Source organism: Rhodococcus xishaensis, assembly GCF_004011825.1.
GTDB lineage: Bacteria > Actinomycetota > Actinomycetes > Mycobacteriales > Mycobacteriaceae > Prescottella > Prescottella xishaensis.
The window spans coordinates 626,498-652,227 of sequence record NZ_RKLO01000001.1; the positions used below are offsets into that span (position 1 = coordinate 626,498).

At 65.1% G+C, this 25,730-nt stretch carries 22 protein-coding genes and 3 tRNA genes; 14 read left to right on the forward strand and 11 right to left on the reverse strand.

Features of this window, described 5'->3' with window-relative positions:
* Positions 1-66: 66 nt before the first annotated feature.
* The 3 genes from EGT50_RS02970 to dnaG are packed head-to-tail and all read left to right on the forward strand — an operon-like array spanning position 67 to position 3,983.
* On the forward strand, positions 67-741 hold the full coding sequence (locus EGT50_RS02970; RefSeq protein WP_235870569.1) for a YdcF family protein: 675 nt from the start codon (positions 67-69) through the stop codon (positions 739-741).
* Positions 738-2,027: a deoxyguanosinetriphosphate triphosphohydrolase gene (locus tag EGT50_RS02975; protein ID WP_127951077.1), complete on the forward strand. Its 1,290-nt coding sequence runs from the start codon at positions 738-740 to the stop codon at positions 2,025-2,027. Before EGT50_RS02970 ends, EGT50_RS02975 begins: the two co-directional genes overlap by 4 nt.
* A gap of 33 nt (positions 2,028-2,060) precedes the next feature.
* Positions 2,061-3,983 (forward strand): DNA primase, encoded by a 1,923-nt coding sequence (gene dnaG / locus EGT50_RS02980; protein WP_127951078.1) that lies wholly within the window; start codon positions 2,061-2,063, stop codon positions 3,981-3,983.
* 17 nt (positions 3,984-4,000) lie between these two features.
* On the opposite strand, the gene EGT50_RS02985 is transcribed toward dnaG, so the two are convergent.
* The gene (locus EGT50_RS02985) at positions 4,001-4,249 is read right to left on the reverse strand and encodes a hypothetical protein (protein ID WP_127951079.1); all 249 of its coding nucleotides are present in this window, start codon (positions 4,247-4,249) and stop codon (positions 4,001-4,003) included.
* A 133-nt stretch (positions 4,250-4,382) separates the two neighbouring features.
* Between EGT50_RS02985 and EGT50_RS02990 the strand changes: the two genes are divergently transcribed.
* Positions 4,383-4,455: transfer RNA gene (locus EGT50_RS02990), tRNA-Asn, on the forward strand.
* Positions 4,456-4,595: 140 nt separating this feature from the next.
* Here the strand turns inward: EGT50_RS02990 and EGT50_RS02995 are convergent.
* Positions 4,596-5,354 carry an exonuclease domain-containing protein gene (locus EGT50_RS02995; RefSeq protein ID WP_127951080.1) on the reverse strand — a complete coding sequence of 253 codons (759 nt, stop codon included), beginning with the start codon at positions 5,352-5,354 and terminating at the stop codon, positions 4,596-4,598.
* A gap of 170 nt (positions 5,355-5,524) precedes the next feature.
* Here EGT50_RS02995 and EGT50_RS03000 point away from each other — a divergent pair.
* Positions 5,525-5,598: transfer RNA gene (locus tag EGT50_RS03000), tRNA-Ile, on the forward strand.
* A 270-nt stretch (positions 5,599-5,868) separates the two neighbouring features.
* Entirely contained in the window at positions 5,869-6,465 is a 597-nt protein-coding gene (locus EGT50_RS03005; protein ID WP_127951081.1) for a hypothetical protein, read from the forward strand.
* A 109-nt stretch (positions 6,466-6,574) separates the two neighbouring features.
* Here the strand turns inward: EGT50_RS03005 and EGT50_RS03010 are convergent, their stop codons facing one another.
* On the reverse strand, positions 6,575-7,681 hold the full coding sequence (locus tag EGT50_RS03010; protein WP_164873328.1) for a cytochrome P450: 1,107 nt from the start codon (positions 7,679-7,681) through the stop codon (positions 6,575-6,577).
* A 322-nt stretch (positions 7,682-8,003) separates the two neighbouring features.
* Here EGT50_RS03010 and EGT50_RS03015 point away from each other — a divergent pair, with 322 nt between their 5' ends.
* The 3 genes from EGT50_RS03015 to EGT50_RS03025 all read left to right on the forward strand — a co-directional run bounded on the left by EGT50_RS03015 (position 8,004) and on the right by EGT50_RS03025 (position 10,641).
* On the forward strand, positions 8,004-9,131 hold the full coding sequence (locus EGT50_RS03015; protein ID WP_127951083.1) for an NDMA-dependent alcohol dehydrogenase: 1,128 nt from the start codon (positions 8,004-8,006) through the stop codon (positions 9,129-9,131).
* A gap of 33 nt (positions 9,132-9,164) precedes the next feature.
* The gene (locus EGT50_RS03020) at positions 9,165-9,986 is read left to right on the forward strand and encodes a serine hydrolase domain-containing protein (protein WP_127951084.1); all 822 of its coding nucleotides are present in this window, start codon (positions 9,165-9,167) and stop codon (positions 9,984-9,986) included.
* Between the two features lie 142 nt (positions 9,987-10,128).
* Positions 10,129-10,641, forward strand: a complete 513-nt coding sequence (locus tag EGT50_RS03025; protein WP_127951085.1) for a DUF3145 domain-containing protein — start codon at positions 10,129-10,131, stop codon at positions 10,639-10,641.
* Between the two features lie 76 nt (positions 10,642-10,717).
* Here EGT50_RS03025 and EGT50_RS03030 read toward each other — a convergent pair whose 3' ends face one another.
* From EGT50_RS03030 to aceE, 6 genes are all read right to left on the reverse strand, one after another.
* On the reverse strand, positions 10,718-12,151 hold the full coding sequence (locus EGT50_RS03030; protein ID WP_127951086.1) for an acyl-CoA carboxylase subunit beta: 1,434 nt from the start codon (positions 12,149-12,151) through the stop codon (positions 10,718-10,720).
* A 98-nt stretch (positions 12,152-12,249) separates the two neighbouring features.
* A complete protein-coding gene (locus EGT50_RS03035) occupies positions 12,250-13,497 on the reverse strand; it encodes a KasA/KasB family beta-ketoacyl-ACP synthase (protein WP_127951087.1) in 1,248 nt (415 codons plus the stop codon).
* Between the two features lie 7 nt (positions 13,498-13,504).
* Entirely contained in the window at positions 13,505-13,816 is a 312-nt protein-coding gene (gene acpM / locus EGT50_RS03040; protein WP_127951088.1) for a meromycolate extension acyl carrier protein AcpM, read from the reverse strand.
* An 80-nt stretch (positions 13,817-13,896) separates the two neighbouring features.
* Positions 13,897-14,814, reverse strand: coding sequence for an ACP S-malonyltransferase (locus tag EGT50_RS03045; RefSeq protein ID WP_127951089.1), 918 nt, complete (start codon positions 14,812-14,814; stop codon positions 13,897-13,899).
* 127 nt (positions 14,815-14,941) lie between these two features.
* Positions 14,942-16,315 (reverse strand): PucR family transcriptional regulator, encoded by a 1,374-nt coding sequence (locus EGT50_RS03050; RefSeq protein ID WP_127951090.1) that lies wholly within the window; start codon positions 16,313-16,315, stop codon positions 14,942-14,944.
* A gap of 108 nt (positions 16,316-16,423) precedes the next feature.
* Positions 16,424-19,315, reverse strand: coding sequence for a pyruvate dehydrogenase (acetyl-transferring), homodimeric type (gene aceE / locus EGT50_RS03055; RefSeq protein ID WP_127951091.1), 2,892 nt, complete (start codon positions 19,313-19,315; stop codon positions 16,424-16,426).
* 365 nt (positions 19,316-19,680) lie between these two features.
* Here aceE and EGT50_RS03060 point away from each other — a divergent pair, with 365 nt between their 5' ends.
* From EGT50_RS03060 to EGT50_RS03080, 5 genes are all read left to right on the forward strand, one after another.
* On the forward strand, positions 19,681-20,103 hold the full coding sequence (locus EGT50_RS03060; RefSeq protein ID WP_127946619.1) for a DUF3052 domain-containing protein: 423 nt from the start codon (positions 19,681-19,683) through the stop codon (positions 20,101-20,103).
* A 100-nt stretch (positions 20,104-20,203) separates the two neighbouring features.
* Positions 20,204-20,668: a peroxiredoxin gene (locus tag EGT50_RS03065; protein WP_127951092.1), complete on the forward strand. Its 465-nt coding sequence runs from the start codon at positions 20,204-20,206 to the stop codon at positions 20,666-20,668.
* A 32-nt stretch (positions 20,669-20,700) separates the two neighbouring features.
* Positions 20,701-20,772, forward strand: a tRNA-Val gene (locus EGT50_RS03070).
* A gap of 570 nt (positions 20,773-21,342) precedes the next feature.
* Positions 21,343-22,074, forward strand: a complete 732-nt coding sequence (locus EGT50_RS03075) for a flavodoxin family protein (RefSeq protein ID WP_127951093.1) — start codon at positions 21,343-21,345, stop codon at positions 22,072-22,074.
* A gap of 184 nt (positions 22,075-22,258) precedes the next feature.
* Positions 22,259-23,149: a haloalkane dehalogenase gene (locus EGT50_RS03080; RefSeq protein ID WP_127951094.1), complete on the forward strand. Its 891-nt coding sequence runs from the start codon at positions 22,259-22,261 to the stop codon at positions 23,147-23,149.
* 59 nt (positions 23,150-23,208) lie between these two features.
* Here the strand turns inward: EGT50_RS03080 and EGT50_RS03085 are convergent, their stop codons facing one another.
* Complete coding sequence (locus tag EGT50_RS03085; RefSeq protein ID WP_127951095.1) at positions 23,209-24,225, reverse strand: CobW family GTP-binding protein; 1,017 nt, start codon at positions 24,223-24,225, stop codon at positions 23,209-23,211.
* Positions 24,215-25,522 (reverse strand): guanitoxin biosynthesis MBL fold metallo-hydrolase GntH, encoded by a 1,308-nt coding sequence (gene gntH, locus EGT50_RS03090; RefSeq protein ID WP_206615708.1) that lies wholly within the window; start codon positions 25,520-25,522, stop codon positions 24,215-24,217. The genes EGT50_RS03085 and gntH overlap by 11 nt, the downstream gene beginning before the upstream one ends.
* Between the last annotated feature and the right edge of the window lie 208 nt (positions 25,523-25,730).

Sequence of the window (25,730 nt, forward strand, 5' to 3'; positions counted from 1 at the left end):
GCCGCCCGGTCGACCGACTGGCAGAATCGGGGAGTGAGTACCGCGCCCAGTTTCAACCTGCCGGGGTTGTCGTCACCCCCCGTGCCGGGCCGTTCACCCCGGCGTTCGTTCGGTGGGGCAGTCGGGCGTTGGGTCCGCCGCGTGCTGCTGGGTGGGATCGTGATGGCGGTGGTACTCGTCGGCGGAACCGCGTTCCGAGTGTGGCAGGTTGCCCGGATCATTGACACCACCCCGGCCGACGCGATCGTGGTGCTCGGGGCTGCGCAGTACGCCGGCACTCCATCGTCGGTGTTCGAGGCCCGGTTGGACCAGGCCCACAAATTGTACGAGCAGGGTGTAGCGCCCGTGATCGTGACCGTCGGAGGCAAGCAGGACGGCGACAGGTACACCGAGGCCGCGTCCGGGAAGAGCTTCCTGATCGACGAGGGCGTGCCCGCTGATGCGATCATCGCCGTCGAAGAAGGATCTGACACGCTGCTCAGCGTCGAGGCGGTCAGTCGGGAGATGGAACGTCAGGGGATGCGCTCGGCCGTCCTCGTGAGTGACCCGTGGCATTCGTTGCGCACCCGAACGATGGCGCGCGACGCGGGTCTCGAGGCGTGGACGGCGCCGACCCGCCAGGGTCCGGCGGTGATCACACGGGAGTCGCAATTGAACGGAATTGCCAGGGAGACAGGCGCTTTGCTGTGGTACCAGCTCACCCACTTCTCCGTGGACTTCGCGTACACGGCGGGCCAATGAGCGATGCCGCGGCCCACGCGGGCTACGTCGAGCACGATCTTGAACGGCGGGTGCCCGAGGCGCCGAAGACCGCCGGGTTGGTGCCGGCGGCGGAAGCGTCGCAGCATCGCTCGGCGTTCTCCCGCGACCGGTCGCGCGTCCAGCACTCCGCGGCACTACGTCGCCTGGCGGACAAGACCCAGGTTGTCGGCCCTCGTGACGGTGATACCCCTCGCACCCGGCTCACCCACTCGATCGAGGTGGCGCAGATCGGGCGTGGTATCGCGGACGGTCTCGGGCTCGACCCTGATCTCGTCGATCTCGCCGGCCTCGCACACGATATCGGTCATCCGCCCTACGGCCACAACGGGGAGAAGGCCCTCGACGAGGTGGCCGCCGGGTGCGGTGGCTTCGAGGGCAACGCCCAGAACCTGCGTATCCTCACCAGTCTCGAACCGAAGGTCCTCGACCCGCACAGTCGTAGCGTCGGCCTCAACCTGACCCGGGCCTCGCTCGACGCGGTGATCAAGTACCCGTGGACACGGCCCGCGCCCGGCGCCAAGTTCGGTGCGTACGCCGACGACGCGGGGGTCCTGGCCTGGGTGCGCGAGGGCGCCCCCGAGGATCGGCAGTGTTTGGAGGCGCAGGTGATGGACTGGGCCGACGACGTGGCGTACTCGGTGCACGATGTCGAGGACGGCGTGATCGCGGGCCGGATCGATCTACGTGTTCTCGGTGATCCCTCCGAGGTCCGAGCGCTGGCCGAGTTGGGTGCTACGCAGTTCACGGCGCTGATCGCCGACGAACTGGTCGAGGCGGCCGAGCGGTTGTCACAGCTTCCCGTCGTTGCTTCCGTCGGCGAGTTCGACGGAACGCTGACCAGCTCGGTGGCGCTGAAGAACCTCACAAGCGAGCTCGTCGGCCGGTTCGCGTCCGCAGCGGTCGATGGCACCCGCGCCGTCACCGGCCCGGGTCGGCTTGCGCGGTACCAGGCAACCCTCGAGGTGCCGCCGATCGTGGCCGCCGAGGTGGCGCTGCTCAAGACCGTCGCGTTGCACTACGTGATGTCCGATGTCGGTCACAAGAGTCGTCAGGATCGGCAGCGGGAACGAATACACCGAGTAGCGGAATGGCTACTGCGGACCGCGCCGGCCAGTCTGGATCCGCTGTTCCTGCCTGCCTGGAGTGGCGCCACGGACGACGGCGCGCGGATGCGGGTGATCGTCGACCAGATCGCGTCGTGCACCGAGAGTCGGCTCGAACGCATCGACAAGCAAAGCCTCGGCGCGCAGGCCAGCTGGGGGTAGGTGCGTCCGAGGAAGAGGGCCTAGACTGCCTTCGTGGCGGGCCGAATTCCTGACAGAGACATCGCGGCCGTTCGCGAGCGCACCCGGATCGAGGACATCGTCGGCGAGTACGTCTCGCTCAAGCGCGCGGGCGGCGATTCGATGAAGGGGCTCTGCCCCTTTCACGACGAGAAGTCGCCATCGTTCCACGTCCGTCCCAACCACGGTCACTTCCACTGCTTCGGCTGCGGCGAGGGCGGTGACGTTTATTCCTTCCTGCAGAAGATCGAGCACGTCAGCTTCGTCGAGGCGGTCGAACAACTCGCCGACCGCATCGGGTACCAGATCTCCTACGAGGGCGGTGGCACGTCGGTCCAGCGTGACCGCGGAACCCGCGCGCGTTTGGTCGCCGCCAATGCCGCGGCGCAGGAGTTCTACGCGGCGCGGTTGAGCGAACCTGATGCCCAGGCCGCGCGGGACTACCTGACCGAGCGGAACTTCGACGCGGCCGCCGCTGCCCAGTTCGGCTGCGGTTACGCCCCCGACGGGTGGGACACCCTCACCAAGCACCTGATGGGGAAGGGATTCGAGGCGAAGGAACTGGAGGCCGCCGGACTGTCCAAGGAGGGACGTCGCGGACCGATCGACCGGTTCCGTCGGCGGCTGCTGTGGCCCATCCGCAACCTTGCAGGTGACGTAATCGGTTTCGGTGCCCGGAAGCTGTTCGACGACGACACCATGCCCGGTAAGTACGTCAACACGCCCGAGACGATTCTCTACAAGAAGTCGCAGGTGCTGTTCGGACTCGATCTGGCCAAGCGGGAGATCGCCAAGGGGCACCAGGCGGTCGTCGTCGAGGGATACACCGACGTGATGGCGATGCACCTTGCGGGTGTGAAGACGGCGGTCGCGTCGTGCGGCACCGCGTTCGGTGACGAGCATCTTGCGATGTTGCGCCGACTCCTCATGGACGATAGCTACTTCCGTGGTGAGGTGATCTACACGTTCGATGGCGACGCCGCCGGGCAGGCGGCGGCAATGAAGGCCTTCGAGGGTGACCAGAAGATGGCCGGACAGACGTTCGTCGCGATCGCTCCCGACGGAATGGACCCGTGTGAACTGCGGCAGCAGTCCGGCGACGTGGCCGTGCGCGACCTGGTCGCACGTCGCACGCCGATGTTCGAGTTCGTCGTCAAATCACTTCTCGCCGAACATGATCTGGACACTGCGGAAGGGCGTGTCGAAGCCCTGCGCCGCACCGTTCCGGTGGTGGCACGGATCAAGGAGCCGACGCTGCGCGACGGTTACGCCGTGCAGTTGTCCGGCTGGGTGGGGTGGGACGACATCCCGGCGGTCCGGCGCCGGGTGCGTGACGAGGCACGCAAGATCGGGCGCGGGGGCGGCGGGACCGGGAAGCGCCGTCCGGCCAGTGCGTCACAGGCCGACGTCGGTACGCCGGCGCCGGGTTTGTCGCGGCCACGCCCGAACGATCCGGCATTGTGGCCGCAGCGGGACGCACTCAAAGCCGCGCTGCAATACCCCGCGATCGCGGGCACGGTCTTCGACTCACTACCGCGCGAGACCTTCACACACCCGGCGTACGCCGCGGTGCGTGAGGCAGTTGCCGCGGCGGGTGGAACATCGGCCGGTCTCGGTGGCGGCGAATGGGTCGACGCAGTCGGTCGCAACGCCGGTGATCTGGTTGTGCAGTCGGTCGTGATGGAGCTGGCAGTCGAGCCCCTGCCGGCCGACGATGACACCGCACCCCGGTACATCCGGGGTGTGCTCGCGCGACTGCAGGAGGCGTGGGTCGGTGAACAGGTGGCCGAACTCAAGTCCAGACTGCAGCGGATTTCGCCGACTACCGACTCCGACGAGTTCCATTCCCTGCTGGGTGATCTCGTCGCGCTCGAGCAATACCGTCGCAGCCTGCTCGATCAGGCGATCGGCGACACCAGCGGTGAAGGGATCGCCTGACCGGTCGCCTCTCGGCGTCAATTCCGCCGTAAGCGGTCGTGGGGGACCAAGATGGTGGTCCTTTCGTCGATCGGCTTCATCGGCTCGAGTCGTGGCTGCGTGTTGAGCGAGTCCGACAGCTTCTGTCGGCCTGCTTCGACCACCTTCTTGGTGGCCGGACTGGTCGCCACTGCCTTGGCCGCCTTGCTGATCTGTTCGTACCGGGCCCGCCCGGCTCGGGTGCCTAGGACGTAGCCCGCCGCAACACCAACCAACAACTGCAACATTCCGGATTCCTCCCGTCGAAGTGCCTGCCTACATCCTGCCCGATCAGCCTCTGTTCAGGCGATTTGGTGCATAGGTGGGGGTATGGGCTACAGTTTTCCAGGCGCCGCCGGGATGGCAGTGCATGCAGGACATTCCCCTGTAGCTCAATTGGCAGAGCATTCGACTGTTAATCGAACGGTTGCTGGTTCGAGTCCAGCCGGGGGAGCTCCCAGGGAAGGCCCTCACCCGATCGGGTGAGGGCCTTCCCTTTTGCACTTGTCCGCCTTCGCTCCGCTGACGCATCGTCCGCTGACGCATCGGACGTGGGCAAGGGCAGCGCCGCAAGGGCCCGGGATCTTCGTCGAATCAGGCCACTGTTCGGATCGGCCAGCGGCCGTCGACGTCCGATGCGTCCCTGCCCTCTCGTTGCAGGTACTCGACGCGGTCGAGCTGGCGCTTGGCATGCCACGTCGCCTGGCTGGTCATCATGTCGTCGAGGTCGGCGAGGTGTGGAAAGCGCTGCGGGAGCAGGCGAGCGAGTTCGGCAGCGGCGAGAGCGTCGGCCTCGGCTTGGTGGGCGAAGCCGAGATCGATCCCGTAGTGCTCGCACAGCGCGCCGAGCGTACGTTTGCCGCGGCGATTCTGGTCGACCTCTCGATCGATCACGTACGGATCCAGCACGAGCCCGTAGCCATCGAGCGGGGGCAGGTCGAGGCGGCGGCCCTCGGCATCCATCACGGTGAGGTCGTATGCCGCGTTGAACGCGACGACGGCGTACCCGGCCGCCCACGCGTCAGTGAGTGCTTCCCGGATCTCGAGATACCCCGAGGCGTAGTCCTGGCCGTAGTGGCGTGCGTAGGTGGTGGAGATGCCGTGTATCGCGACTGCATCCGCAGGTATCTCGATACCGGGGTCGACGATCCAGTTTCGCGCCCGCGGCGTCACGTCATCGACCGGGACGTCGTCGTCCGGGACGTCGTCGTCCGGGACGTCGAAGAGGACGACACACGCGGTGACGATTCGGGCCGAGAGTGGGTCTCGGCCAGTGGTTTCCAGATCGAACGCACAGATCGGGCGGGTGGTCCAGTCGCCCGTGGTCCAGTCGCTCGCGGTCGAGTTGCTCATTGACGGTCCTCCGAATGTCACGGGAGCCTGCTGCTCGCTGGTGTTGACACCGAGTCTGCGCGCAGGCACCGACAGTCCTTCGGTCGAGTGCGACACTCGCCACCCCGTGGGCGGAGTCTGCCGAGCGCAGGCGGTAGCATTTGGCTGTCGACGAGACGTCGTCGCGAGCCGGGGCGGTAGCTCAGTCGGTTAGAGCCGTGGACTCATAATCCATTGGTCGCGGGTTCGAGCCCCGCCCGCCCCACGTCAGAGCCCGTTTCCGCACTTTCGGGAGTGGGCATTCATCGATTGTTCATCGCTTGTGGCTGATGACGGTCGACGTCCCCGTTTCGTTCCGGGCCTCGCGGATCTCCGCGCCTAGCTCCTCGTGCGTGTCCATGTGGGTGTCCATGCTGGAACCGGGCGAAGCCCCGCCATCCGGTCTGGTTGAATCCGGGTACTGGTATCTACTTCACGCGCAGCTTGTTTGCACCGAGATGAGCGTTGGGCACTCCAAAGCCAATGGAGGACTGCATTGAACGAGTTCGTCATCCCTGACCGGGCCGAACTGGGTGGTCGCGAGTTGACGATCTACAACCATGATCACGACCAGAACGACGAACCACGCATACTCGTCTCCACGGGAACTACCCGTCAGGCATTCGAAATCCTCGGCAAACTCGGATACGACACCGTCGTAGGGGAGAGCACCGACGAGTTCGGGTTCGAGTCGGTCTCCAACAGGTGGGATGCTGCACCAGACGCCCCGGAGTTCCATTTCCACGCCGTGCTCAGGCCCAGGATGGCCAGTCGCGAGGTCCCGCTGTATGCGGTAGTCGCCGCTGTAGCGGCCCTCGAGGTGGGCCAGGCCGCGGAGCGTGCGGCCTCGCAGGCGTTGACCGCGGCGCAAGAGGCTGTGCGATCGGCCGTGGAGGCACGGGACGAGGCGGTACGCGCCGCGGAGCATGCGGCCTCGCAGGCGCTGACCGCGGCGCAAGAAGCTGTGCGATCGGCTGTGGAGGCACGGGACGAGGCGATTCGCGCCGCGGTGGTCTACGGGGCGTCGTTTCGGCAGGTTGCCGCGCTGGCGAACATGTCAGTGCAGGAGATTTGGCCGGTAGTCAACAGGTAGGAGGACCGAACGCGGCGAGACACTACTTGGGACTCCAACGTTCCGCTCCGCTCGACCCGCTCAATCGTCACGGCGGCACACGGTAGCGCCCGGCGCGTTCCAGGGTCCCCTACACCAGGACGGCGGGCAGGGTGTTGGGTGCGTGGACGCGCGTGGAAGGCCGCAAACTGATCTCCCGGTCCGCGAGCCGCGCTCTTGGGTAGGTGCTGAGGAACTCTTCGAGTGCAATGGCGAGCTCCAGTCGCGCCAGAGAGGCTCCGATGCAGAAATGAATACCGTGCCCGAAACTGAGATGATGGTGAGCTCTGGCGTTCGTTTCGCGTATCGCCAGAAGTATCGTGCTGCCGGCGGGAATGGTCGTGTCACCGACCGCGATGTCGGTTGTGGGGAAGCGGCGTATCGCATGCTTCAGCCCGTCGTAGCGGCGAATGAGAGTTTCCCGGAGCCGATCGTCGATCTTGCCTCTACGCGTGAGTGATTCGGTGATCTCGGCTGCGAGATCCGCGGAAGAAAGCATCGCATGCAGTGTGTTGGTGAGCAGGTTTGCGGCATTCTCGTATCCCGCCCCGAGGAGTAGGAACGTCAGGGACAGCAGCTCGTCATCTGTCAGTGCGTCGTGGTGATCGCGTGCGGCAATCAGGTCGCTGATCAGATCATCCTGGGGGTGGCTGCGTTTCGCGGCAATCAACTCCGTCAGGTAGACGACGATCGCGACGGCGGCCTGTTTGACAGCTTCCCGGTCAGCTGTGGCGTCGTTCGCCAATGTCGTTGTCCAGCGGGAGAAGTCCGCCGAATCTTCGGCAGGGACACCCAGCAGGTCGGCGATGGCACGAGATGGGATCACGTTGGTGAATGCTGGGATCAGATCGACGACGCCGTCCGCGTCGGCCTGGACCGGCAACTCGGCAAGGAGTTCTCTGCATGCGGACCGCACGTGTGGCTCGAGGGCTTCGGTCCGGCGTGCGGTGAAAGCTGCGGCCACCAGTTTGCGGATCCGGGTATGTTCCGGCGGGTCCATGTTCAGCAGGTTTGCATCGAGGGCGGGGGGCAACGACAACCCTTGATAGCCGGCGGTGGAGTTCTTCCGGTTCAGCGACAGACGCTGATCAGCCAGGAGATGCCGCACGGTGGTGTAGCCGGATATCTCCCAGGCCGCCGTCGCATCAGGCAGTGTGATCTGTCTGATGCGCGTGTCGGAATCGACGGGAACGGTCATGGATTGTCCTGCCTCGAGATTGGCTAGCACGGTACACCGCTCTCCCATGGCCGTTTCGCTCAGGCCACGGCGCAACTCTAGCTCCGTACTAGAACGGGAGTTCGAGTATGAATTCGGTGCCGAGCTGCGAGCGCGCACTCGAGACCTGCCCCCTCTACCTGCCGCGACCCAAGGCCGTCGTGGTGCGTCGCGAAGCCGTGAACTGCGTAAATCTTCTGCTGAGCGGCCGCTTGGTGCCTGAACCGCTAGAACATGTTTCAATTTGAACGATTTGTGGCTATCGTCACAGCCACCGGTAGTTAGCTACGGAAGGACGGTTGCAATGAAGACCAAGGGCGCGGTGCTGTGGGGCGTCAACGAGGAGTGGTCGATCGAGGAGATCGAGCTCGGTGATCCGGTGGCTGGCGAAGTGCAGATCCGCATGGAAGCGGCTGGCATGTGCCACTCCGATCACCACATCGTCACGGGCGCGACCCCGATGCCGTCCTACCCGGTGATGGGCGGTCACGAGGGTGCCGGCGTGATCACCAAGGTCGGCGAAGGCGTCACCGATCTCGAGGTCGGCGATCACGTCGTGCTGTCCTTCATCCCGGCCTGTGGCAAGTGCCCTTCGTGTTCGGCGGGGCAATCGAACCTGTGCGACCTCGGCATGGGCCTGCTTCAAGGCCAGGCCATCTCCGATGGCACGTTCCGTATCCAGGCCCGCGGCCAGAACGTGATCCCTATGTGCCTGCTCGGCACATTCGCGCCTTACATGACGGTTCACGAGACTTCGGTCGTCAAGATCGACAAGGACATTCCGTTCGAACTCGCGTCTCTCGTGGGCTGTGGTGTTCCGACCGGCTGGGGTTCGGCCACACACGTCGCCGACGTGAAGCCGGGCGAGTCCGTCGCGGTCATCGGTGTCGGTGGCGTCGGCATGAGCGCTGTCCAGGGCGCCGTGGCGTCGGGAGCGCGCCATGTGTTCGCAATCGACCCGGTGCCGTTCAAACGTGAGCAGGCGCTCAAGTTCGGTGCGACGCACGCCTTCCCGTCAATGGCCGAGGCGATCGCGCCGATCATGGAGATCACCTGGGGCCGTATGGCGCAGAAGACGATCATCACGGTCGGTGAGATGAAGGGTGAGTACATCGACGAGGCCCTGACGTTGACCTCGAAGGCCGGTCGCTGCGTTGTCACGGCCATGGGTCACATGGCGGACATGGACGTCAAGCTCAACTCCTTCCTGTTTGCGATGCTGCAGAAGGACCTGCAGGGCAACATCTTCGGCGGCTGCAACGCCCGCGTCGACATCCCGAACCTGATGAACCTGTACAAGGCGGGCCTGCTCAACCTGGATGACATGGTCACCAAGACCTACTCGCTCGAGCAGCTGAACGAGGGCTACCAGGACATGCTCGACGGCAAGATCATTCGCGGCGTGGTCCGCTACACCGAAGCGGACTGGTAGATCGTCGATCACACGCCCTCGTAGTCTGATCGGGTGCAGACCCTCGATCGGATCGGGCAATGGCCGGTAGACAACGCCTCGGCCGCCGTCGTCTACGACGGTGGGCGGGGCGTTGCGCAATTCGGAGATCAGGAACAGGTCTACCCACTGGCCTCGGTGACGAAGCTACTGTGCGCCTACGCCGTACTCGTCGCCGTCGAGGAGGGTGCCATCGACCTCGACCAGCCCGCCGGTCCACCTGGGGCGACGGTGCGGCATCTGCTGTCACACGCGTCCGGGCTGGCGTTCGGCGAGCGAACGGTTCAGGCGGAACCGGGGGCCAAGCGCATCTACTCGAGCGCCGGCTTCGAAGTACTCGCCGACGTCGTCGAGGCCGAGACCGGCATCGCTTTTCCGGACTACGTCGCCGAGGGGGTTTTCGAGCCGCTCGGCATGAGAAGTTCGGCGCTTGTCGGCCCGGCCGGGCACGGCGCCCAGTCCTGCGTCCGCGACCTCACGGCATTCGCGGCCGAGTTGCTGCGGCCGACACTGGTCTCGCCGCAGACCCATGCCGAGGCGACCACCATCCAGTTCCCGGGCTTGGCCGGGCTCCTGCCGGGTTACGGACCTCAGCGGCCGAACGACTGGGGGCTCGGCTTCGAGATCCGTGATGGCAAACACCCGCACTGGACCGGTGCCGACAACTCACCCGCGACCTACGGGCATTTCGGCCAGTCGGGCACGTTCCTCTGGGTGGATCCGCAGGTCGAGGCGGCCTGCGTAGTGCTCACCGACCGGGTCTTCGGTGACTGGGCCAAACCGCTGTGGTCCGAGGTCAGCGACGGGGTCGTCGCCGAACTCTCGGCACGCGCCTAAACCAATTCACTGGAATCACTGGCGTAACAGTGGTATCACAGTGCACACTAGTGCACTGTGTGTTGCAAAGCAGCGCACGACTCCGGCTCTCCGGGCGAGGTCGTTGGGGAAGACGTCCCTCGTCGAGGCTGGAGGTGTTGTAGTGCGCTCGTTGAACCAGTTCGCGGATGCGACGACCGGAGTGATCTACGTCCATTCGTCGCCCGCCGCTCTGTGCCCGCACGTCGAATGGGCGCTCACCTCGATCCTTGATGCCCGCGCCAACCTGCGCTGGACTGCGCAACCCGCGGCCGTCGGCACGCTCAGAGCGACTTGTGACTGGATCGGCCCCGTCGGCACGGGATCCCGGTTGGCGGCAGCGATGAGGGCGTGGCCGCTGCTGTACTTCGAAGTCACCGAGGACCCGAGCGACCGTGTCGACGGCGAGCGCTTCAGCCACGTTCCCGAGTTGGGGCTGTGGCGGGGGAACACCAGCGCGAACGGCGATGTGGTCGTTGGCGAGATGCAGCTCCGGGCCCTTTTGGAGAAGGGGCGGGACGGCTTCGCCGCAGCGGTGGAGCATGCACTGGGAACCGCCTGGGACGACGCACTCGAGCCGTATCGGAGTGGGGGAGAGGGAGCCGAGGTGACCTGGCTGCGCCGCGAAGTCGGATGAGGTCGGAAGACACCGAAGACGAGAGAAGGGCCCCGCGCTTGCGGGGCCCTTGCCGGGAGTTGTCGGATCGTGCGCGTCAGAGCGGGATGTTCTTGTGCCGGGCACGCGTTGCGGGGACTGCGGCGAGTGCGCCGGCGAGGACGCTGCGGGTCTTGGCCGGATCGATCGTCTCGTCGACGACACCGATCGAGATCGCCCGCCCGACGCCGCCCGCGATGGCTTCGTGCTCCTCGGCGAGACGATCGTGCAGGGCTTCGCGCTCCTCTTCCGGTGCGGCCGCGAGGGCGCGCTTGTGGAGGATGCCGACGGCCGCTTTGGCGCCCATCACCGCGACCTCGGAGTCGGGCCACGCGTACACCGCGGTTGCGCCGAGGGCGCGCGAGTTCATCGCGATGTATGCGCCGCCGTAGATCTTGCGCGTCACCAACGTGACGCGGGGAACGGAGGCCTCGGCGAACGCGTGCAGCAGCTTCGCGCCGCGTCGCACAACGCCCTCCCACTCCTGGCTGACGCCGGGGAGATAGCCGGGGACGTCGACGATGACCACCAGTGGGATGCCGAAGGCGTTGCACAGGCGGACGAAGCGGGCGGACTTCTCCGCACTCTCGCTGTTGAGGCAACCACCGAGGTGGAGCGGGTTGTTCGCGATCACACCGACCGTGCGGCCGCCGAGACGGCCCAACCCGGTGACGATGCTGCGCGCCCAGTTGGTCTGCAACTCTTCGAAACTCGACTCGCCCTCGACGTTGTCGAGCAGTTCCCGGACGATCGGGCGCACGTCGTACGCGCGCTTCGCGGATTCCGGCATCAGCTCGCGGAGGTCGCGATCGCCGTGTTCGGCGGCCGCGAGGTCGAACTCGCCCTGCTCACTCATCATCGACACCAGGCGGCGGGCTCGACGGTAGGCGTCGCTCTCGTCGCGGGCCGCGATGTGCGCCACTCCGGACTTCTTGCTGTGCGTGTCCGGCCCGCCGAGCGACGCCATGTCGACCTGCTCGCCGGTCACGCTCTTGACCACGTCGGGGCCGGTGACGAAGACGCGGCCCTCGGGCGCCATGATCACGATATCGGTGAGGGCGGGGCCGTAGGCGGCGCCACCCGCGGCGAAGCCGAGCACGACGGAGATCTGCGGAATCAGGCCCGACGCGCGCACCATGGCCTCGAAGACGAGACCGACGGCATGGAGGGCCTCGACCCCTTCGGCCAGTCGGGCGCCCCCCGAATGCCACAACCCGACGACCGGGGCGTTCTCGGCGATCGCGGTATCGATCGCGTCGACGATGTGTTTGCAGCCATCGACGCCCATCGCGCCGCCCATGACGGTGGCGTCGGAGGCATAGGCGATAGTGCGAACGCCATCGATCTCACCCGATGCGGTGAGCACCCCGGATTTGTCGCGGGGGTGTAGGGGTACGACGGTTCCGGCATCGAACAGCTTGGCGAGGCGCGCGAGAGGGTCGCGCGGATCGACGGATGCTTCGGAGTGCGTCGCGGGGGCCAAGACGGTCATCGTGTCCTCCTTGAGCTAGCCCATGTTGGGCGAAAGTTCGGGGTGGGGACCCCGGGTGCGGCGTCCCCACCCTGCGATCCAGCGAGGTTCGAGTGGGGTTACGCCCGTCCGAAGGCGAGTGCAACGTTGTGCCCACCGAAACCGAACGAGTTGTTGATCGCGAAGTCGATGTCGCCGTAGCGGGGTTCACCCTTGACGACGTCGAGATCGATCTCCGGATCCTGGTTGTCCAGATTGAGCGTGGGGGGGATGACGCCCTCACGGACACTCAGGACGGTGAGCACTGCCTCGAGAGCGCCGACGGCGCCGATCGAGTGACCCAGAGCCGACTTGGGCCCGTACACCGCAGGATGCGTGCCGACCGCGGCCTTGATGGCGATGCTCTCGGCGATGTCGCCGATCGGCGTTGCGGTCGCATGTGCGTTGACGTGCTTGATGTCGGACTTGGCGAGACCGGAAGTTTCGAGAGCCCGGGTCATGGCGCGAGCCGCCCCGACGCCCTCCGGATCGGGTGCCACGATGTGGTAGCCGTCCGAGGTGATGCCTGCGCCCAGTATGCGAGCGTGGATGGTCGCCCCACGCGCCTTCGCATGCTCCTCCGTCTCGAGGACCATCATGGCGCCGGCCTCACCGAAGACGAACCCGTCCCGGTCCTTGTCGAAGGGGCGCGATGCCGCCTTCGGGTCGTCGTTGCGGGTGCTGAGCGCTCGCATCATGGCGAAGCTCGCGATCGGCACGGAGTCGATGTTGCCCTCGACTCCGCCGGTGACGACGATATCCGCGTCGCCCATCGCGATCATGCGGAAGGCATGAACGATGGCCTCCGACCCGGATGAACACGCCGATACCGGCGTGATGACACCAGCGCGCGCGCCCAGTTCGAGTCCGACGGTGGCCGAAGGACCATTCGGCATCACCATCTGAACCGCGAACGGTGACACCTTGCGGTATCCGCCTGTGCGCAGCTTGTCGACGGCATCGATGAGCGCCTCTCCACCGCCGAGCCCGGTGCCGATGACAACCCCGAGACGATCCTTGTCGACCTCGGGGCTGCCGGCATTTCGCCAGACCTGCCTGCCCAACACCAACGCGAGACGCTCGACATAGCTCATCCGACGGATCTCGACCCGGCTCAGCGCGTCGTCGAAGGGGACCTTCAGTTGGCCACCGAAACGCACCGGTAGATCGAACTCCTCCACGAACGAGCCCTCGAGCACGTCGATGCCGCTCTCACCGGCAAGCAGACCCTTCCACGTGCCATCCACATCTCCGGCGACCGACGTCGTAGCCGCGAGGCTCGTGACGACGATGTTGGGAAATCTCCCTTTGGTAGAAGCGGAAGTCACGATGGGCTCACTCGTCGTCGTTCTTCGCGGCCTCGAGCTTTGCCTTGACCGCTTCGGCAGCCTCGCCGCCCTCGGCTTCCAGCTTCTGGATGTAGGTGACGGCGTCGCCGACGGTGCGGAGGCTGGCCAGATCCTCGTCCGGGATCTTCACGCCGTACTTGTCCTCGGTCTGGACGGCGATCTCGACCATGGAAAGCGAGTCGATGTCCAGATCGTCGACGAAGGACTTGTCGATCGTGACCTCGGAGGGCTCGATGCCGGTGACCTCTTCGATGATCTCGGCGAGGCCGGCGATGATGTCTTCCTGGTTGGTGGCCACTATGTGGCTCCTTTCTTGGTTGGGTTTCCGTGGGATGGTCGTTGGGCCATCGGTCACGCGCTGGGTGAGGGCGTGGTGTCCTAGCCTCCTCCGGTGAACTCGGTCAGTGCCGAGAGATCTCCGGGTTCTTTGAGCGCCGCGGTCGGTGTGCCGCGCATCTCACGCTTGGCGATCCCGATCAGGGTTCCCGCCGGGGGGAGTTCCGCGATCGCTGTGACCTGGGCAGCCCGAAGGCTCTCGGTGCACAGGTCCCAGCGCACAGGTCGGGTCACCTGCGCGGCCAGTTTGGTCAGGGCGTCGGCACCGGAGGTGACTGGCGCGCCATCCGAGTTGGAGAGCAGGGTGCGGGTGGGATCGCTGGGCGTGATCCGTGACGCGGCCTCGGCGACGGCGTCCTGGGCGGGTGCCATGTACCGAGTGTGGAACGCCCCCGCCACCGGCAGCGCTCGAACGCGGGCTTTCTCGGGCGGGTTCGCGGCCAGTTGCTCGAGGGCGTCGTGGGATCCCGCCGCGACGATCTGACCCGCCGCGTTGCGGTTGGCCGGCGTGAGATCGAGTTCTTCGAGTCGGGACAGGACCGCAGCCTCGTCACCGCCGAGTACAGCGGACATCCCGGTGGGTTCGAGTGCGCACGCTCTCGCCATCTCCCTGCCTCGGATTGCGGCGAGCAGCACGGCATCGTCGGCGGACAGAATGCCGGCGATGGCCGCGGCGGCGAGTTCGCCCACGGAATGGCCGGCGACGATGGTCTCCGCTGGGACCAGGTTCCGGCGTTCGAGTTCCTCGTATGCGAGGAGAGCGGCAGCCACTACGAGCGGCTGGGTCACGGCAGTATCCGTGATCTCGTCGGCCGATGCGGTGGTGCCCAGGCGAACAAGGTCGAGGCCGGATGCCTTCGACCACAGCGCGACGCGATCGTGTGTGCCCGGCAACTCCAGCCATGGGCTGAGCATGCCGGGAGTTTGAGAGCCCTGACCCGGGGCAAGCAACGAAATCACGCATTCATGGGAACACTGTGAGCGTCGCCCGCGAGATGTTATCGAGAATGAACTCTGCACAGATGATTTGTAGGGTTCCCACAAAATTGCACGTCGCAGTGCAGGATCGGAATTGGGGCGCCTAGCGTTACGCCCCGACATTCCGGAATGTGAATTTTGGGGTCGATGTGCCAGAAGTAGGTGTATGAGAGTTTGTTTGGGCTAGTCGGCCGAGAGTTGCTGCGACGCGGAGCACATAGGCATCGCGTGGATTTGTCGGATCGCGTCCCGTGATCTCCGAGATTCTCTTCAGGCGGTACCGAACGGTGTTTGGATGAACAAACAGCTGGCGGGCACAGGCCTCGATGGCACCGCCGGAGTCCAGGTAGGCGTCGAGAGTCTCCGAGAGCGCAGTTCCCGCGACCGACAGCGGATGGATCAGGCGTTCGTTGAGCGCGACGACCGCCGCGGTGTCGCCGAGCAGGGCGCGTTCGGGAAGCAGATCCGCAGCGAATACCGGGCGAGGTGCGCCGCGCCAACCTACGACGGCTTCCATCCCGGCGAGCGCCTCCACCGCGCTCAAGTGAGCAGCCCCGAGCGTTGGGGTGGTGGGGCCTATCACCACCGGACCACCGGAGAAGCTCTCCATCAACTCGTCCATAAACTTGCGTGCGCCCCTGCTGCCCTTCAACTCGCCGCTGACCACCATTACGAGTAACTCGCCCTGGACCACGGCCAGCGCGGCCCGACCGTGTTTCTGTGCGGTGCTGTGCACGGTCCCGATCACAGACACGCTCTCCTCTGGCGGGGGCGTGCCGACGATCACCGTCGCGTGCGCGGTTGCATCCCAGTTCAGGGTCGCGGCCCGTGACTGCAGGTCGGATCCGGTGTCACCACGGACCACCGCGTCGACGACCAACGCTTCGAGCCGTGTATCCCATGCTCCGCGGGACTCAGCGGCACTCGCGTACACCGCCGCGGCCGCGAAGCCGAGTTCACGGCCGTAGCGCAGGATCGACTCGGTCAGCGCGACGAGCTGTCGGTCATTGCGCGCGAGCGCGGGCAGGCGCTGCTCGAAGAACTCCATCGCCACTCGCACCATGTCGACCGTCTGCCGCAGCGTCAGGCGACGGGCGAGATCCTGGGGAATCACCTGGAAGGCGTCGATGCTGAAACGGATATCGGTATCGGCGTCGGTAAGCCATTCGAGGAAATTGACCACCGATGTCTGCACGAGCATCTGCACGCTTGCCCGCTGCTCGGCGTCGAGGTCGGCGAAGAACGGCAGCTGGTCCTGCATCGACGCGATCGCCTCGGTAGAGAGCCGACCCGAGAACTGCTTGACCCGACGCAGCAGTGCATCGGGCAGGGAGTCACGGCTCGGCCTGCTCGAGGTGTCCTGGACGGCCGGTTGGTAGCGCGTACGACGTGGATGCAGCGGAGGTGAAGCCTCCTTCCCGGCCGGCTGAGACGGGGGCTGAGGAGGGGAGGTCGTTGAACTCTCCGGCTGATCCACTGCCATGTGTAGGAACTTACGCCCGCAGCCGGCACGAGACCTTGCGGACACTCGTGCCGGCAGCAGGTGTATTCATTGTCGGTCGCACTCTGGGTCCTGCTGGTTGGTACGGCCCTACGCCACGCCGGGGTCCGATGCCTGCTCCGGCGCGGCGAGGACGTCGTCGATTCGGTAGCGCGCGGCCGCCTCGACAGCCTTGGAACGGTCGAGTTCACCCGTCTTCGCAAGCGCCGACAGAACCGCGACGGCGATGGACTCGGCGTCCACGTTGAAGAACCTGCGGGCAGCCGGGCGGGTGTCGGAGAAGCCGAACCCGTCGGTTCCCAGCGTCGTGAAGGGGCCTGGGACCCACGGGCGGATCTGATCCGGCACGGCCCGCATCCAATCCGATGCGGCGACGAATGGCCCCTGGGACTGCGACAGCACCTTGGCGACGTACGGCTGCGGGGCGTCGATACCGGGCTTGTGCAATGCCTCGCGCTCGCAATCGAGGCCCTCACGCCGCAACTCGCCCCACGACGTCACTGACCACACGTCCGCGGCGACCCCCCACTCGTCGCCGAGTAGTTGCTGGGCGCGCAGCCCCTCGGGCATCGTGACGCCCGAGACCAGGATCTGGGCGCGTGGTGCGGGGCGCCCGTCCGCATCGCCGGGGATCTCTGCCCCCTTGTAGAGGTAGATGCCCCGGAGCAAGCCGTCGACGTCGAGGTTCTCCGGTTCGGCGGGCTGGACGTACGGCTCGTTGTAGACGGTGAGGTAGTAGAAGATGTTCTCGCCACCGAACCCCGGCACAGTCGTTCCGTCTGGGTTCCTGGTTCCGCCGTACATGCGGCGTAGGCCGTCCCGGACGATGTGTGCGATCTCGTATGAGAACGCCGGATCGTAGGAGACCGCGGCCGGGTTGGTCGAGGCGAGCAGCAGCGAGTGGCCGTCGGCGTGCTGCAGGCCCTCGCCGGTGAGCGTCGTGCGGCCTGCCGTTGCGCCGAGTACGAAGCCGCGAGCCATTTGGTCCGCTGCCGCCCACAGACCGTCACCGGTTCGTTGGAAGCCGAACATGGAGTAGAAGATGTACACCGGGATCATCGGCTCGCCGTGGGTGGCGTAAGACGTGCCCGCCGCGGTGAACGACGCCGTCGAACCGGCCTCGTTGATGCCCTCGTGCAGGATCTGGCCCACCACGCTCTCCTTGTAGGCGAGCATCAGTTCGGCGTCGACGGACGTGTACAGCTGACCGTTGGGGTTGTAGATCTTCAGCGAGGGGAACCACGAGTCCATCCCGAACGTGCGGGCCTCGTCCGGGATGATCGGCACGATGCGGTGACCGATCTCCTTGTCCCGCAACAATTCCTTGAGGACGCGGACGGTCGCCATCGTGGTCGCGACTTCCTGCTTGCCCGAACCCTTGAGGATCGGCGCGTATGTCTTGTCGCCCGGAAGTGTCAGCGGTGCGGCGTCCGTGCGCCGCGAGGGGAGGAATCCGCCGAGGGCTTTGCGGCGCTGCAACATGTACTGGATCTCCGGCGCGTTCGGGCCGGGGTGGTAGTACGGCGGCAGGTATGGATCCTTCTCGAGTTCCTCGTCGGAGATCGGGATGCGCTGGATGTCGCGGAAGTGCTTGAGATCGTCCAGCGTGAGCTTCTTCATCTGGTGTGTCGCGTTGCGGCCCTCGAAGTGCTTGCCCAGTGTGTAGCCCTTGATGGTGTGGGCAAGGATGACTGTCGGCTGGCCCTTGTGCGCCATCGCGGCGGCGTAGGCCGCGTAGATCTTGCGGTAGTCGTGGCCGCCGCGCTTGAGGTTCCAGATCTCCTGGTCGGTGAGACCGGCGACGAGGGCCTTCGTCCGAGGGTCGCGTCCGAAGAAATGCTCCCGGACGAAGGCGCCGTCGTTGGCCTTGTATGTCTGGTAGTCGCCGTCGGGTGTCTCGTTCATGAGGTTGACGAGCGCGCCGTCCTTGTCGGCGTGGAGAAGCGCATCCCACTCGCGACCCCACACGACCTTGATGACGTTCCAGCCGGCGCCACGGAAGAACGACTCGAGTTCCTGGATGATCTTGCCGTTGCCGCGCACCGGGCCGTCGAGGCGCTGCAGGTTGCAGTTGACGACAAAGGTCAGGTTGTCGAGGCCTTCGGTTGCCGCGACGTGCGCGAGACCGCGCGACTCCGGCTCGTCCATCTCCCCGTCGCCGAGGAACGCCCACACATGCTGGTCGGACGTGTCCTTGATGCCACGGTCGTGTAGGTAGTGGTTGAAACGCGCCTGGTAGATGGCGTTCATGGGGCCCAGGCCCATGGACACCGTCGGGAACTCCCAGAAGTCGGGGAGCAGCCGCGGATGCGGGTACGACGGAAGTCCGCCCCCGGACTTCGCGTGGCTGGCCTCCTGGCGGAACCCGTCGAGTTGGTCGGCGTCGATGCGTCCTTCGAGGAAAGCGCGAGCGTATATACCGGGAGAGGCATGGCCCTGGACGAAGATGTGGTCGCCGCCGCCTGGGTGGTCCTTGCCGCGGAAGAAGTGGTTGAAACCGACCTCGTACAGCGCTGCCGACGAAGCATAGGTCGAGATGTGGCCACCGACGCCTACACCGGGACGCTGTGCGCGATGAACCATGATCGCGGCGTTCCAGCGGATCCAGGCGCGGTAGCGGCGCTCGACTTCCTCGTCACCGGGGAACCACGGCTCGTTCTCGGTGGGGATCGTATTGACATAGTCCGTGGACGTCAGTGCGGGGATCGCGACGTGCTTCTCACCGGCGCGCTCGAGCAGGCGCAGCATCAGGTAGCGAGCACGGGCGTGACCAGCCCGAGCGAGCAAGCCGTCGAACGATTCGAGCCACTCGTTCGTCTCGTCCGGATCGATGTCCGGCAGATAGGAGGCCACACCTTCACGGATGACGCGTACCCGGCCGTCGGTGCCGGGCGCGTGTGCAGCGGATGACGAGGACTCCCCGGAGATGCGTGGCGTGTCAGCATTCGGTGAAGTCGCGGGCCCCTGGATCAGGTCTGACAAGGTGTGCTCCTCGTTTCGGTGAGACGCGTGGTGTCGCGTCCACTCCGTACGGACCGTCCTTGTTGGGAGGTCCGAGTTTCCCTATGAATATGGCGCAACTCTCATCTTTCACCATCAGGGCGGGTGGAGCACCCCCACCGCCGTACTTCGGCACTCGGCGCGTCGCGGCCCCATGCGAACTCGGCGGTTTGCCCTGATCGAGGCGATCTACGAGCTCTTCCGCACACTTTCTCGAGATTTTCGGGTTCGTCGGCTTGCGCGAATGGCTTCGACCATGTTCGCTTTCACCTACTGATCGAGGCACGCTCGATCCCGACTCGATGTGCGCGATACCCGCACCCCACCGAACAAAGGAGGACACCACCGTGGTCGCCGCGGCGGACGCTCAGAACTTCGTTCAGAAGCTTGGCATTACCCACGACATGGTGGTTCAGGAACTGGGCTGGGACGAGGACACCGATGACGAACTGCGCGTAGCGGTGGAGGACGCCATCGGTGGAGAGATGGTCGACGAGGACTCTGACGAGGTCGTGGACGTCGTGCTGCTGTGGTGGCGGGACGGTGATGGCGATCTGGTCGACGCGCTGATGGATGCGATCGGTCCGCTCTCCGACGACGGCTTCGTGTGGGTCCTCACCCCCAAGACAGGTCAGCCGGGACACGTCGAGCCCAGCGAGATCGCCGAATCGGCACCCACCGCGGGGCTGACGCAGACCTCTGCGTCGAACCTCGGGTCGTGGAGCGGTAGTCGACTGGTTCAGCCGAAAGCCCGCGCCCCGAAACGCTGATCAAGAGCGCTCATCGCTTTCGATGTCCCGTTCCTGTTCATCCGCGCGGCGTAGGTTTGTCGTGGCGGATGCGCCGACATATCCGACGTAAGGACCACGTATGCCTCTCGAGGTGGGTGCTATCGCACCCGATTTCACACTCAAGGATCAAGACAACCAGGAAGTCACTCTGTCGGATTTCCGTGGCAAGAAGAACGTGCTGATCGTCTTCTATCCGCTGGCCTTCACCGGTGTGTGCCAGGGCGAATTGTGCCGAGTGCGCGACGAGTTGCCCAAGTTCCAGAACGACGAGGCCGAGATTCTCGCCATCTCGGTCGGACCGTCGCCGACCCACAAGATCTGGGCGGCCGAACAGGGCTACACCTTCCCACTGCTGTCGGACTTCTGGCCGCACGGCGCAGTTGCCGAGGCGTACGGGGTGTTCAACGACTCGCTCGGTTTCGCCAATCGCGGCACGTTCGCCGTCGACAAGGCCGGCATCATCCGGTTCGCGGAAATGAACGGTCCCGGCGAGCCCCGTGACCAGGCAGCTTGGGAGAAAGCGCTCACCGCGCTAAAGTCCTGAAGCGGTTCCGGCGGTCAGACTCGCCGGGTCTGGGGCGTGTAGCTCAGTGGTAGAGCTCTGGTTTTACACACCAGCGGTCGGGGGTTCGAAACCCTCCGCGCCCACTCGACGAGTTGGCTCCGATCTGCGTGTAAGTGCAGGTGGGGGCCTTTCTGTTTCGATGCACTAGCTTGGTCTGCCCACCTATTGCGCAGACTCGCTCGAGATCGGGTCGTGCTGAGTGACATCGCCACTGCCTCGAGGGCGTCGTCGAACAGGTCCGCATAGTCCACAGTCCAACGTCATTGCGGCCGAAGCGTGTCCGCGCATCGTCCGTACCGCCTGCACGTTCGCCGTCCTACGTTCCAGCAAGGTTCTATCCGGGGTGTCACGCTCAGGGCTCGGCCGGGTTCGGAACAACGATCAGAAGCCCGAATTGTTTGAATGCGTAGCGTTCAGCGCGCAGCGCTACCGACGCGCGGGACAGGGAACTGGTACAGCTCGGGAGCGCACCGGACGTACTGTAGGCGAATCCTCAAAGAAGTTGGTGCACAGGCACATCGAAAGTCGGTCCGGATAGCAGGGGTTCCTTCCCCCAGCCGTCGGAGAACTTTTCACCCGCGACGACCTGCCGCGGCATATCCTGGGCTTCGGATTTCTTGCTGACTCCAGACCCCTCTTCGCGGGAGAAGCCGATGGCCAATTCATCGCCCAGAGACGACGCACCCCGCTTCAGCGGTCTGCGTGCCCTGTACATCAACTGCACGTTGAAGCGATCTCCGGATGTGAGCAACACCCAGGGACTCATCGACCGCAGCGTTCGTGTGATGGAAAACGAAGGCGTCACCGTCGATCAGATCCGGGCCGTCGATCACGACATAGCGACTGGCGTCTACCCGGACATGACCGAGCACGGATGGTCGCGCGACGAGTGGCCGCAACTGTTTCGACGCGTATTGGACGCGGACATCCTGGTACTGGCCGGACCGATCTGGCTGGGCGACAACGGCTCCGTCACGAAACTGGTGATCGAACGGCTCTACGGTTGCTCGTCAATTCTCAACGACCAGGGCCAGTACGCCTACTACGGCCGAGCGGGTGGGTGTCTGATCACCGGCAACGAGGACGGCGTCAAGCATTGCGCGATGAATATTCTCTACAGCCTCCAGCATCTGGGATACGTGATCCCGCCTCAGGCGGACGCCGGATGGATCGGTGAGGTCGGGCCCGGCCCGTCGTACCTTGACGAGGGGTCCGGTGGCCCTGAGAACGACTTCACCAATCGCAACACGACCTTCATGACCTACAACCTGATGCACACCGCCGCGATGCTGAAGAATGCAGGTGGGTTCCCTGCGTACGGAAATCAGCGATCGGAATGGGATGCCGGTTGCCGCCCAGACTTTGCCAATCCGGACTACCGCTGAGACAACCCCGTCAACCGTCGTTCATATCGGCTGGCTTCCCAGGACTCGGTCCGATCGAGGGGATAGGCTACTCGAAACCTGTTGTCACTATTGAACGTTCATGCTCAGTCGACGGCTGTCCGGTGGGGCATCTGACGATGTCCCAGATCTATCGCAGACGTTCGTTCGCGGCTAGGGTCGAGGGGTGGACACAGTGAGAACACCTGACGAATGCTTCGCGGACCTGCCGGGATTTCCGTGGAGCCCCCACTATGCAGAGACGTCGGACGGCCTGCGAATGGCCTATATCGACGAGGGGCCGAAGGACGGTCCGTTGGTGCTCCTGCTGCACGGAGAACCGACCTGGTCGTATCTGTACCGGCACATGATCCCCGTCCTCGTCGACGCCGGTATGCGCGTGGTCGCCCCGGACCTGATCGGGTTCGGACGCAGCGACAAGCCCACCGCGGTATCCGACTACACCTATGCGCGGCACGTCGAATGGATGCGATCGTTCCTGTTCGATGCTCTGGACCTGCACGACATCACCCTGTTCTGCCAGGACTGGGGAGGGCTGATCGGTCTACGACTGGTCGGTGAACATCCTGAGCGATTCGCCCGCGTCTGCGCATCCAACACCGGGCTTCCGGACGGGACCCGCAAACTCCCGGAGGCGTGGCAGATCTTCCGCAACTTCGTAGCGAGCACCCCGGACCTGCCGATCGGCAATCTGATTTCCGGTGGGTGCACCGAGCCGCTGACCCCGGAGGTGACCGCAGCCTACGAGGCCCCGTTTCCCGACGCCTCCTACAAGGCCGGCGCTAGAGCGTTCCCCGACCTCATTCCGCAGGACGAGGACAACGTCGCCACCCCCGACAATCGGGCGGCATGGGCTACGTTGGCGAAGTTCGACAAGCCGTTCCTGTGCCTGTTCTCCGACAAGGATCCCATCACCGCAGGAAGCGAACGGGCCCTGATCCCCAAGATCGCCGGTGCTGCCGGGCAGCCACACCGGACCATCGAGGGCGGTGGCCACTTCGTCCAGGAGGATCGCGGGGGCGTCCTCGCCGAAGCGCTTGTCGACTGGATGCGGTAGCCCACGAAGCGGTTCCGGCACTGTCAGCGGTCGAAACGCCAGGGGAACGCGCCTGCGCGTCACCTCGTGACGAGGCAACGTTCGAATAGCCGGTGCAGGCGCTGCGGGTCCAGCGCGGACGTTCCTATCGCCACGATCTCGCTATGGGTCGCGATTGCTCTCGTCCCTGCGGGGATGAGTTCGGAGCGCCGCCCAACGGATTGCAGCAGCATGCGTTGTGGAGTGTCGCCGGCAACTTGCACAAAGCCTTTGCAGCGGTAGACCTCGCCGGGCAGGTCGCGGCGGATCATCTCTTGAAGCGATCGTGGGTCGAACAAGCGGTTGGTTCTGAAGGTCCACGTCTGAAACCGTTCCCTGTGGCTCAGGCCCCGCGGGGATTGTTCAAGGCTGGGCTCCCGTTCCTCGCATCGAATCCCGAGCAGGATCTCCAGCGGGACGTCGGCTTGGACAGCCTCCACGATCCGAACGCGATCCATCATCGTGTCGATCCACCGCCGTACCCATGCCACGGTTGCGGGCCCGGCAAGGTCGACCTTGTTGAGCACAACCAGGTCTGCGAAACCGATCTGGCGCGCCTTGAGCATCAACAAGTCGGGGGCCTCGTCGAGGTGTTCGAAGATCTGCTCTGTATCCACCACACAAGTGACTCCGTCCAGCCGAACCCAATCAGGTCGCTGCGAGCCGGCGAACGTCGCCCAGATACTGGCGGGGTCGGCGACGCCGCTGGCTTCCAGGATGATGTGCTCCGGTGGCGTCGCAGAGCTGACGAGACGCTCGACTGCGCCGACCAGGTCGTCGCGGATCTCACAACAGACGCAGCCGTTGGCCAGGCTGATCATGTCGTCCGCGACGCCGACCACAAGGTCGGCGTCAATGTTGATCGATCCGAAGTCGTTGACCAAGACGGCGGCGCGCAGACCATGACCGCCGCCCAGGAGCCGGTTCAACAGCGTGGTTTTCCCCGCACCCAGAAACCCGGTGATTATCGTCAGTGGAGTCGCGCCGGAGTCGCCCCTGCCGGAATCGACCCTGTCGGCCGTATCCGGTTCCGGGACGGACGACGCGTCAAGACTCATCGGGATCGATTCCCCGAGCCCGCAGCATGCCGCGCGGGTCGATCTTGAAGCCCTCGGCCGGCCAACTCTGGACGGGTTCGCGGTCGGCGTCAGGCGGGTAGTACTTGTGTGGATCGATTTCCATCTCCCGCAGGAACGCTTGTTGTTGCTGTTCGCGAGGCAGTTCCGGACGCGGCAGCTCCAGCTCGGCCGGTAGCGGCGAGGGCAGCAGCCACCGCGGGTCGAGCGGTGCGATCGCGGCGCCGTCCGGGATCGCAGCCTCCCGAGACCAGATCCGGTCCTTGGTCACGTTGACAACCTGGATGTCAGGGCCGCCGAACTGGAACAGTCCCTCGTAGTTCGCTCGGACCTCGGCAACCGACTCGGCGTCCAGCGCCGCTCCTCCGGCCTCATAGTGGACGATCATTCCCATCCGCGGTTGGACCTTGTTCATCAGATATCCCGCCGCGTAGTACATCGTGTGCCACGAATCGATCGTGTACTTGGCTAGTTCCTCGGGAACACCGAACTTCAACGACATCAGCGACGGTGTGTCGATCTGTCCCTCGGTGATGAACACGTCGCAGCCAGCGGCGTACTGCTCAGTTTTCTCGTCGGGACGACCGTCGCCGGTCCACACCACCGAGAGCCCGGCGTCTTCCCAGTCGAGGCGGTACGCGGAGGCTCCGTCCTTGACGTGGGAACGCGGCCAGTGCCGAACTACGATGCCGTCCTGGTCGTAGCAGATGCCGTTCTCTTCCTTCCAATCGAACTCGGTGACGTCCATTTCGTAGCCCGCCGAAATAGTCGCGTGCAGGAAGTTCTCCTCGTGCCAGCGCATCATCTCGCGCATGTGCTTGGCCATGTGCTTGATCCCCAACTCGGGCGTCGCTCCCGACGGGCCGTAGAGGCGCAACGGCTGCCACCGTCCTGCCCAAGCCGTGAACGGGTACATGTACGGCAGATCGGCGTAGTGATCGCCATGTAGGTGACTGATGAAGATGTCATTGATGAAGATCGGTGGCACCTGCATGGCCAACGCATTCTTCACGCTGCCGTTGCCCATATCGAAGAAGAACCGTCGTGGTTGGGGCTGGCCGTTGCCGCACTCGACGAGGATGCAAGTTCCCGCTTGAAGGCGAGTTGGGGGCCACGGTGTGCTGCCCAAGATGCTGATGCGCATCTCACCCTCGGGCAGGATCTCGGTCCCCGGTGAGTAGAAGTTCCGGTTGTTGATCGAGGTCATCGGCCGGTAATAGTCGGGAAGGCTGATTCCACCGCCGGGCCGTGCACCGTACGGATTGTCTGGCTGGGTCATCGCTCCTCCAAGTGAGCGTCGCTAGCCGTGGTTGAGGACATTATCGCCAAGGCCTAAGGCCCGCGGGGCAGCTCCGGAAGACCTGACGTTGTTCGTCACGGTTGTCGACCTGGGTCAAGCTCCCGATCTGGATCAGGCAGGCGCGCGAGCGTGCGACGCGGTGGCACCAGCAAAAAAACCTGTGGTGACGGGCCGAATAACGGCGATA